Source organism: Nostoc sp. JL33 (assembly GCF_017114985.1).
GTDB lineage: Bacteria > Cyanobacteriota > Cyanobacteriia > Cyanobacteriales > Nostocaceae > Nostoc.
This window is the reverse complement of the sequence record NZ_JABXKP010000079.1, coordinates 18278-28248: the sequence shown is the minus strand read 5'-3', so window position 1 is coordinate 28248 and position 9971 is coordinate 18278. Positions and strand designations below refer to the sequence as shown.

Below are 9971 nucleotides of genomic sequence, written 5' to 3'. Positions count from 1 at the left end.
TGGCATTGCAAGTCGATGCATTGGCATTGCAAGTTGATGCATTGGCATTGCAAGTTGATGCATTGGCATTGCAAGTTGATGCATTGGCATTGCAGAGCAAAATGTGGCGCAGCTTTAGAAGACTTGTGTGTACACTGTAGCCTTGAAGGAGAAAGGAATGGAAGCGAGGTCTGCGTGTGGTTTATTCATTTGAAAACTGCATAAAGACAATTGGCAAAATCCACACCTGAAAGTATCCGGTTTTGCTCACTAGCTCTGAAGCTAGCTTGTTAACTTAGAGAAGTACTCAATTGCAAGCTCAATCTTTACTCACAACAATAATCAATCATCAACAATTCTAAAAACTATTGTGTTTAAGGTTTGCAGAAAAGTTTAATGCAAAGAAAAAACTGGCTTTTAAGAACGGGGCTTGCGCTCCTAATTTTTATCATGGTTGTAGCGGCAAAATTTATGGATAAAACTCATTCCATCTCAGAACTCTACGTATTTGGAGACAGTCTTTCAGATACAGGGATGGTATTCCGGGCGACAGGAGGAATGTACCCACCTAACGGGGCTTACTTTCAGGGGCGTTACTCGAATGGTCGGGTTTGGATTGAGTATCTTGCCGAAAGCCTCCATCTCTCCTCCAAGCAAACTCACAATTTTGCTTACGGAGGAGCAACTACTGGCAGTGTTGGCAACAACTATGTACCTAGCTTGCTAAATCAAGTGCAGACGTTTACGCAGGCACATCAACATCTGAATTCAGATGCTTTGTATGTGCTGTGGGCAGGGGCAAATGATTATTTGCAAGGGGTAAGCAGTGCAACTATTCCTGTTAAAAATGTGACGACGGCAATCAACTCTTTAACTGATGTGGGTGCTAAAAAGATTCTGGTAGCAAATTTACCAGATTTAGGACAGTTACCTGCCACTAGAAACAGTAAGAATTCTGTGAGCCTCACTGCATTAGCACAAGCACATAATCAAGGCTTGAGGCGATCGCTTAAGATCATAACTCAACAGCATTCCGATCTTGAGATTGTACTATTAGATGCTAACGCCCTGTATCGAGATGCGATTGCAAATCCGGCAGCCTTTAAATTTACCAATGTCACCAGTCCATGTTTATCTGGCGATCGCGCCTGCGGGAACCCAGACCAGTTTTTGTTCTGGGATGGCATTCATCCGACGGCTGCGGCTCATCGGATCATCGGGGAAACTGCTTTTTCAACAATTCAAGAGGCAGGGATGATTAATCCTGATTTAATGTTGGTTCCCTAAGTTACTTGATCAGTTTTTGCAAGGATAAAATTCTTTCTGTCAAAAATGTTTTAGATTACAGCTATTTTCAAGTAGACATAGGCGTGAAAAAGAATGTAGAGACGTAGCACTGCTACGTCTCTACAAGGGTTCTGGGTAACGCATATTTAATTTCACGCCTATGTCTGGTAAATAGACGACGCGGTAGGGGCGCATAGCTAGCTGTGCGCCCCTACAACATATGTGGTTCAAATACATGAAAACTGCTGTAAAATACGGTAAGCCTGACGAATTACCGTTGATTAATCTAGGACAACGCTCAAATAATATATTACACGGCTTATATAATTGAAAACTAAAATAACTGCTTATGTCTGAACAATATCGTTTTGAAACCCTGCAAGTTCATGCTGGACAAGAGCCGGCACCTGGAACTAATGCTCGTGCTGTACCAATTTACCAAACGACTTCCTACGTTTTTGACGACGCCGATCACGGAGCGCGGTTATTTGCTCTCCAGGAATTTGGCAACATTTACACCCGGATCATGAACCCGACAACGGATGTATTTGAAAAGCGAATTGCTGCTTTAGAAGGGGGTGTAGCAGCATTAGCAACCGCTAGTGGGCAGGCGGCGCAATTTTTGGCAATCACTACCATTGCTCAAGCTGGGGATAATATTGTTTCCACTAGTTTTTTGTATGGGGGAACATATAATCAATTTAAAGTCTCTTTTCCACGTTTAGGTATTAATGTCAAGTTCGTTGAGGGAGATGATCCAGAAAGTTTCCGTCAGGCGATCGACGATCGCACCAAAGCGTTATACGTTGAAACCATTGGCAATCCCCAATTTAACATTCCCGACTTTGCCGCTTTAGCTCACATTGCCCACGAAAACGGCATTCCTTTAATTGTGGATAATACCTTTGGTGCTGGTGGGTATTTAGCTCGACCCATTGAACATGGTGCAGACATTGTAGTAGAATCTGCAACTAAATGGATTGGTGGACATGGTACTTCCATTGGTGGTGTAATTGTCGATTCAGGTAAATTTGACTGGGGTAACGGCAAATTTCCCCTATTTACCGAGCCAGCACCCGGTTATCATGGGCTGAATTTCCAAGAAGTGTTTGGCCCTAGTGGTTCCTTTGGGAACATTGCCTTTATTATCCGCGCCAGAGTCGAAGGGTTACGAGATTTTGGCCCGTCCTTGAGTCCCTTTAACGCCTTTCTTTTACTGCAAGGATTAGAGACTCTTTCCTTACGTGTAGATCGGCATGTGAGCAATGCCCTAGAATTGGCTCGGTGGTTAGAGCAACAAGAGCAAGTATTATGGGTTAATTATCCCGGACTTCCCAATCACCCATATCATGAACGAGCGAAGAAATATCTCCGGCATGGCTTTGGGGGAGTTTTAAACTTTGGCATCAAAGGTGGGTTGGCGGCAGGTAAAGCTTTTATTAATCATGTAAAATTGGCGAGTCATTTAGCAAATGTTGGTGATGCTAAAACCCTCGTTATTCATCCCGCTTCTACAACCCATCAACAGTTAAGTGATGACGAACAGATTTCAGCAGGTGTGACACCCGATTTAGTGCGCGTATCAGTGGGAATTGAACATATCGACGATATCAAAGAGGATTTCCAGCAGGCATTTCGGCAAGTTAGGAGTTAATAAATGGGGAATGGGGAATGGGGCATGGAGCATTAGACATCTCCGAGAATGTAGAGACGTAGCAATGCTACGTCTCTACAAGGGTTCTAGATAACGCATATTTAATTTCACGCCTATGTCTATTGGTTATTAATTCTTCTCCTCCACTCCTAACTCCTAACTCCTAACTCCCAACTCCCCACTCCCCACTCCCCACTCCCCACTCCCTATGATCTACTCAGACTTCATCTCACCGCAAACCCAGTTTTACCAGATGACAGTGCCATTTCAACTGGAAGGGGGCGAAACATTAACTGGGGTTCAGGTTGCTTATCGCACCTGGGGACAGTTAAATGCCCAAGGCGATAATGGGGTACTAATTTGTCATGCTTTAACTGGTTCGGCTGACGCTGATGATTGGTGGGAACCTTTGTTTGGTTCAGAGAAAGCCTTCAATCCAGAACGCGATTTTATTGTATGCAGCAACATCTTGGGAAGTTGTTACGGCACAACGGGACTAACTACTATCAACCCCATAACGGGAAAGCCTTATGGCGTATTCTTCCCTGAGATTACAATCCGAGATATGGTTCACTTGCAAGCTCTACTACTAGAATACCTGGGTGTTCAATCTCTGCGGTTAGTAATTGGCGGTTCACTAGGTGGGATGCAAGTACTGGAGTGGGCATTATTATATCCAGAAAAGGTGAAAGCGATTGCACCCATTGCTGTTTCTGGAAGGCATTCAGCTTGGTGTATTGGATTAAGTGAAACCCAAAGACAGGCAATTTATGCCGATCCAAACTGGAAAGCAGGGAACTACACCCTCGATGCGCCGCCAAATCAAGGATTAGCAGTGGCGCGGATGATGGCGATGTCTACTTACCGTTCTTGGGATAGTTTTACAACCCGCTTTGGGCGGCAGTATGATGCATCTGAGCAGTTTGCTATAGCCAGTTACTTACAGCACCAGGGTCAAAAGCTAACAGAACGATTTGATGCCAACACTTACATTACCCTCACCCACGTAATGGATCGCCATGATGTTGCACGCGATCGCACAGTTCCTAATTTATCAGGTTATGAATCTGTTCTGCAAAGCATCCAGCAACCGACTTTAGTTGTCGCCATTGATTCTGATATTCTCTATCCTCCAGTAGAACAACAAGAATTGGCAAATTTAATCCCTAATGCTCAACTGGCTTGGCTGAAATCAACCCACGGACATGATGCATTTTTAATTGACATGGCTGCATTGAATGAAATACTAATCTCTTTTGTGCAAAGTTTAGATTTAAATACGTAAACATAATTAATTACACAATGTCATTGCGAGCGGAGCGAAGCAATCCCAGCCCTTGCGATTGCTTCGCTTTGCTCGCAATGACTGTAAATATTTTTGTTTATCTACTTACCAGCTTTCTAGCTCGATGGATTGAGAAAAAAGCTCGGTGTTTCAAGTTCTGAGCATGAAGTTCCAAGATAAAAGCTTGGTGTTTCAAGTTCTGAGCATGAAGTTCCAAGATAAAAGCTTGGTGTTTCGAGTTCTGAGCATGAAGTTCCGAGATAAAAGCTTGGTGTTTCGAGTTCTGAGCATGAAGTTTCGAGATAAAAGCTAGACCTTCCGAGTTCTGAGATGGAATAATGAGGCTTAGAGGTAGAATGATAAAGTTGAAAAAGCGATGTCTACGACGGGCTACGCCGAAGCACTTGAAATCAGGAGTGCGATCGCATCTTTAGGCATTGGGTTTATTTTTACTGTTCTTTGCGTCACTAATATAAATGATTACCAAACAGTAAATAGCTAAAGGAGTTAGTGCGATCGCTACAGGCGGGTAAATCGTGTAGAAAGTAGCCACAACTTCAGCAACACCCAATACTGTCAGAATAAATTCGGCTTGTTTACGTTTCATCAGAATTGCTTTTAAATGGTTGACAATTCCATGAAACAATGCTCAATCACAAGTTCAGTCCCAAGCTGTCTGAAGTTATTACCGAGTTATTTCCTAGTTATTCCCAACTTAGGGCGGTTAGAAACCGCAGCTACACAGGCAAAACCCACCTCCGTGGGTTTCAAACCCTATATTTTTCATTAGTCCGCCTCCGCGGACTTCTCTGCGAGACGCTACGCGAACGTTTGTGTAGCCACGAATTCCATTCGCCCTGGCTTTATTTCCTTGAAAAACGCTGTAATACCTACCCAGATTGTTAGACTTTAAATAAATGTATTGTCCTAAGCCATGCCGAGAGGAACTAAGGTTCGCAAAGACTGTATTCAAAAAGTCAAGCAAGCACTCAAGCGCAATCGTTTCTCACGACAGCAAGAGTTAGCTGACGAGTTAAAAGTTCATTTAAACACAGTCAACTCCTTTCTAAACGGTAGAAATATTGACCATTTGAATTTTTTAGAAATCTGTAATAAATTATCACTCAATGTGCAAGAAATAGCTGATTTCAGCGAGACTGATGTGGAAGTGGTGCAGGAACAGCAAAAGGCTGATTCGACAGTAGAGACTCAATCTCTTACCGAAATTGATTTGGGCGGGCAAGATGCCCACCCCACAAGAGAAAGAAGGGTTGTACTTAATCAAGCTATCCCAGAAGTACCTGTTTGGATGGGGCGAGATGAACTTGTTGAAGAGTTGCAGACAAAATTACTGCAACCAGAAAATCCGCTTAAGGTATTGGCACTCATTGGACAAGGGGGTATTGGCAAAACCAGTTTAGCCGTAAAACTTTTAGAAGCACTGGGCATTAATTGTGGAAGATCCGCCCAAACTCCTGTTGAAAAAGGGGCAAATTTAGAAGAGTGTGCTTATGAGTGCGTAATGTATTTCAAAGCGCAGGAGGGGACAAGTTTTGATGATGTGGCAGGATTTCTATTAATTAATGGTTTGGGTATTCAAACAGCAGACACGTTGAAAACTGCTGATGAAAAGATAGCCAAAATTATTGAAGGGTTAGCGCAAATACGCACTCTTGTAGTGCTGGATAACCTAGAAAGTATTTTACAGCCTGCCAACCATCCGCAAGCAGGACGGGCGATTTCAGCAGACTGGGGTAAACTGCTAAATGCTTTAGTCTATCAGCAGCATCAATCACAAACCCTATTAACTAGCCGAGAAGTGCCAGCAGATTTAGCTGATATTCGCTATGAAGGTGCGGAACCAGATTCAGAATTGGTGTATATCGAGAGAATTTCTGGAGTGGCGACAGTCGCGGGAGTTGAGATTTTGCGACAGCGCCAACTGAAAGATAGTGTAGCAGATTTGCAGTGGATATCTGAGCGCGTTGAGGGACACGTATTTTTGTTAACCCAACTGGCGGCTATTGGTAAGGGTAAGCGTGGGTATCTGCGGAACCATTCAGAGTTGGTGACGAAAAAGGCTGAACTTATTCTCACAGAACAACTGGCAAGGCAAAGTGAAGCAGCGCGAGATTTACTCCGCAGCATGTGTGTGTTGCGAGTGGGGATAGATATTCGAGGTTTAACTTTCTTGCGGTTATATACAGATGATCGGGAGAAGGATAGCCGTTTTGAAATTGCAGCAGAATTAGAAGAACCTCCTGAATTAACAGAGGAAGAAATTAGTGAAACGCAAGCAATTTTAGAGCGATTAGTCGATAGCAGTTTGGTGCAGAGTCGCTATGATGAACAGCAATGTGAGCTATTTTATGACTTGCATCGGGTGATTGTGGAGTTTCTACAAGGGGAATATCAAGACGAACTGCCCAATCTGCTCAAGAGTATCTATAAGTTTTACTGCTCTGGTAAAAATGTTGAAAATCCTAAAACTTTAGAAGATTTGCGCCCAGTGCTGGAGGCTCAATATTTTGCTTTTCAGTTGGGCAATTACAGCGAAGCATCTGATTTGGTAACGGAAACTCTGGGAGAATATCTGAGATGGTGGGGACACTGGAGTTTATTAAAAGACTTATGTGAACAAGTTTTGCCACGGATAGATAAGGAGAAACGCTGCATCTGCTTGCAATGCATTGGAATAATTCATCGTGATTTAGGCAATTGGGATGAAGCAGCAAAATGTTTTCAGAATGCTTTAGCCATTGCACAAAAGCAAGAAAGTAAAAGGGCTATTGCAAATTGCAATGGATTGTTGGGAGATATAGAGCGCAATCGCGGCAACTGGGATGCAGCCGAAACCCTGTATCGCCAAGCTTTGGAAGTGATAACAGAATTAGGCGATCGCTCTGGAATGGCTTCTAGTTGGGGAGTGTTGGGAGATATAGAGCGCAATCGCGGCAACTGGGATGCTGCCGAAACCCTGTATCAGCAATGTTTAGAAGTTGAGACAGAATTAGGCGATCGCTCTGGTATGGCGAATAGTTGGAGAGCGTTGGGATATATTGAGCAATGTCGCGGCAACTGGGATGCAGCCGAAACCCTGTATCGGCAATCTTTGACAGTGAGAACAGAATTAGGCGATCGCTCTGGAATGGCTTCTAGTTGGGGAGTGTTGGGAGATATAGAGCGCAATCGCGGCAACTGGGATGCTGCCGAAACCCTGTATCAGCAATGTTTAGAAGTTGAGACAGAATTAGGCGATCGCTCTGGTATGGCGAATAGTTGGAGAGCGTTGGGATATATTGAGCAATGTCGCGGCAACTGGGATGCAGCCGAAACCCTGTATCGGCAATCTTTGACAGTGAGAACAGAATTAGGCGATCGCTCTGGAATGGCTTCTATTTGGGGACAGTGGGGATATATTGAGCAATGTCGCGGCAACTGGGATGCAGCCGAAACCCTGTATCGCCAAGCTTTGGAAGTGATGACAGAATTAGGCGATCGCTCTGGTATGGCGACTAGTTGGGGAGTGTTGGGAGATATTGAGCGCCTTCGCGGCAACTGGGATGCTGCCGAAACCCTTTATGGGCAAGCTTTGGAAGTGATGACAGAATTAGGCGATCGCTCTGGTATGGCTAGTGGTTGGGAAGGGCTGGGAAATATTGAGTACCTTCGCGGCAAATGGGATGCAGCCGAAACCCTGTATCAGCAAGCTTTAGAAGTGATGACAGAATTAGGCGATCGCTCTGGAATGGCTACTAGTTGGGGACTGTTGGGAGAGATAGAGCGCCTTCGCGGCAACTGGGATGCTGCCGAAACCCTGTATCGGCAATGTTTAGAAGTGATGACAGAATTAGTCGATCGCTCTGGTATGGCTTATTCTTATAGTTGTTTAGGAGAAAATGAATGCGATCGCGGTAATCTTGAAGCAGCAGAACAGTTTTCTAAACAAGCTTTGGAATTAGCAGAAGAATTAGGGATGACTCACCTAGTGGCAGAGGTTAACTACGATTTAGCACGGCTAGAGCGTAAGCGCAGCAATACAGAACTTGCCCAACAGCATTACAACACAACGCATCAAATCTTTCAGCAATTGGGTGCGGCGAAGGATTTGGAGAAAATCAAGCGAGAGTGGGAGCAAGATGAAAGATATTTTGCGTAAGTTCTATAATTACGAATTACGAATTACGAATTACGAATTATCCAAATAGGAAACTTTACCAAATCCGCCTCCTCCAGGAGTTTCTATCACAAAAACATCCCCAGGTTTCATCTCTACTGTTGCTGTGCTGTCTAAATTCTCTTCAATTCCATTCTGACGTTGTATCCAGTTGCGTCCGACAATCCCGGCTTCCCCGCCATTTAATCCAAACGGAGGGACAACCCGATGTCCAGAGAGAATATTAGCTGTCATGGGTTCTAGAAAACGGATGCGGCGGACAACTCCATTACCACCGGAATATTGCCCTTTACCACCGCTATCGTGACGAAGACTAAAGCTTTCTAAAAGTACAGGATAACGAGTTTCTAAAACTTCTGGATCGGTCAAACGGGAGTTAGTCATGTGAGAATGAACACCATCAGTTCCATCAAAATCAATTCCTGCTCCAGAGCCGCCGCAGATAGTTTCATAATATTGATATTGCTCATTACCAAAAGTAAAATTATTCATCGTTCCTTGAGAAGCAGCCATGATACCCAAAGCGCCATATAAAGCATCAACAATCGTTTGAGAAGTTTCTACATTACCCGCTACTACTGCTGCTGGATAAGTTGGATTCAGCATACAGCCGCTCGGTATAATAATTTCTAGAGGGTTAAGACACCCGGCATTAAGTGGAATATTATCATCAACTAAAGTCCGAAAGACATATAAAACTGCTGCTTGAGTTACAGCTTTAGGAGCATTAAAATTACTATTTAGTTGCCGAGAAGTTCCAGTAAAATCAATGGTAGCACTACGACTTTCTTGGAAAATCGTAACTTTTACTTGAATTATTGCCCCATTATCCATTTCATAAATAAATGAGCCATCCTTGAGAAGATTGATAGCCTTTCTCACTGACTCCTCTGCATTAGCTTGCACAAATTTCATGTAAGCTTGAACAGTATCAAGCCCGTATTGAGAAACCATTTTACGAAGTTCTTGTACTCCGCGTTCATTTGCGGCAATTTGTGCTTTAAAATCAGCGATATTTTGGTCAGGGTTACGAGCAGGATAAGTATGACTTGAGAGGTGTTGTCTGACTGCGGGTTCTCGAAAATTGCCCTCTTCCACCAAGAGGAAATTATCAAAAATAATTCCTTCCTCTTCTACTGTCCTACTGTGGGGAGGCATTGAGCCGGGAGTAATTCCACCGATATCTGCTTGGTGTCCACGAGAAGCAACGTAGAAAATAACTTGTTTTTTCTCTCCGTCAAAAACAGGGGTAATTGCAGTTACGTCAGGAAGATGTGTTCCCCCATTATAAGGATTATTAGATAGATACACATTCCCTGGTTTTAGGGTGTCGCGTTTTTCATTAATTAAGCTGCGGACACTTTCGCTCATTGAGCCTAAATGTACAGGAATGTGGGGAGCATTAGCAACTAATAATCCAGAAGAGTCAAAAATAGCGCAGGAGAAATCCAGCCTTTCTTTGATATTCACCGATGCTGCCGTATTTTGAAGAACAATTCCCATTTGTTCTGCAATAAATTGATAGAGGTTTTTGAAGATTTCTAAGCGGATGGGATCGGGTTGAGATGTTGTGTACATTTTTGACTCCT

At 43.6% G+C, this 9971-nt stretch carries 7 protein-coding genes; 5 read left to right on the top strand and 2 right to left on the bottom strand.

The annotated features are described in order from the left end of the window. Positions 1–450 precede the first annotated feature (450 nt). The 4 genes from HWQ23_RS23525 to HWQ23_RS23510 all read left to right on the top strand — a co-directional run bounded on the left by HWQ23_RS23525 (position 451) and on the right by HWQ23_RS23510 (position 4518). Positions 451–1266, top strand: coding sequence for an SGNH/GDSL hydrolase family protein (locus HWQ23_RS23525; RefSeq protein ID WP_292833602.1), 816 nt, complete (start codon positions 451–453; stop codon positions 1264–1266). A gap of 349 nt (positions 1267–1615) precedes the next feature. Continuing rightward, entirely contained in the window at positions 1616–2920 is a 1305-nt protein-coding gene (locus HWQ23_RS23520) for an O-acetylhomoserine aminocarboxypropyltransferase/cysteine synthase family protein (RefSeq protein ID WP_292833600.1), read from the top strand. Between the two features lie 208 nt (positions 2921–3128). Beyond that, positions 3129–4205: a homoserine O-acetyltransferase MetX gene (gene metX, locus HWQ23_RS23515; protein WP_292833598.1), complete on the top strand. Its 1077-nt coding sequence runs from the start codon at positions 3129–3131 to the stop codon at positions 4203–4205. A 145-nt stretch (positions 4206–4350) separates the two neighbouring features. Continuing rightward, positions 4351–4518: a hypothetical protein gene (locus tag HWQ23_RS23510; protein ID WP_292833596.1), complete on the top strand. Its 168-nt coding sequence runs from the start codon at positions 4351–4353 to the stop codon at positions 4516–4518. Positions 4519–4635: 117 nt separating this feature from the next. Here HWQ23_RS23510 and HWQ23_RS23505 read toward each other — a convergent pair whose 3' ends face one another. Then, positions 4636–4812 carry a hypothetical protein gene (locus tag HWQ23_RS23505; protein WP_292833594.1) on the bottom strand — a complete coding sequence of 59 codons (177 nt, stop codon included), beginning with the start codon at positions 4810–4812 and terminating at the stop codon, positions 4636–4638. Between the two features lie 327 nt (positions 4813–5139). Here HWQ23_RS23505 and HWQ23_RS23500 point away from each other — a divergent pair, with 327 nt between their 5' ends. Beyond that, on the top strand, positions 5140–8364 hold the full coding sequence (locus tag HWQ23_RS23500) for a tetratricopeptide repeat protein (RefSeq protein ID WP_292833592.1): 3225 nt from the start codon (positions 5140–5142) through the stop codon (positions 8362–8364). 30 nt (positions 8365–8394) lie between these two features. Here HWQ23_RS23500 and HWQ23_RS23495 read toward each other — a convergent pair whose 3' ends face one another. Then, positions 8395–9960, bottom strand: coding sequence for a hydantoinase B/oxoprolinase family protein (locus HWQ23_RS23495; protein ID WP_292833590.1), 1566 nt, complete (start codon positions 9958–9960; stop codon positions 8395–8397). Between the last annotated feature and the right edge of the window lie 11 nt (positions 9961–9971).

Excerpts from the sequence above, each read along its gene's own strand:
- HWQ23_RS23495 (WP_292833590.1), bottom strand. The coding sequence starts at position 9,960 with ATGTACACAACATCTCAACCCGATCCCATCCGCTTAGAAATCTTCAAA.
- HWQ23_RS23500 (WP_292833592.1), top strand. The coding sequence starts at position 5,140 with ATGCCGAGAGGAACTAAGGTTCGCAAAGACTGTATTCAAAAAGTCAAG.
- HWQ23_RS23520 (WP_292833600.1), top strand. The coding sequence starts at position 1,616 with ATGTCTGAACAATATCGTTTTGAAACCCTGCAAGTTCATGCTGGACAA.
- HWQ23_RS23525 (WP_292833602.1), top strand. The coding sequence starts at position 451 with ATGGATAAAACTCATTCCATCTCAGAACTCTACGTATTTGGAGACAGT.
- metX (WP_292833598.1), top strand. The coding sequence starts at position 3,129 with ATGATCTACTCAGACTTCATCTCACCGCAAACCCAGTTTTACCAGATG.
- HWQ23_RS23505 (WP_292833594.1), bottom strand. The coding sequence starts at position 4,812 with ATGAAACGTAAACAAGCCGAATTTATTCTGACAGTATTGGGTGTTGCT.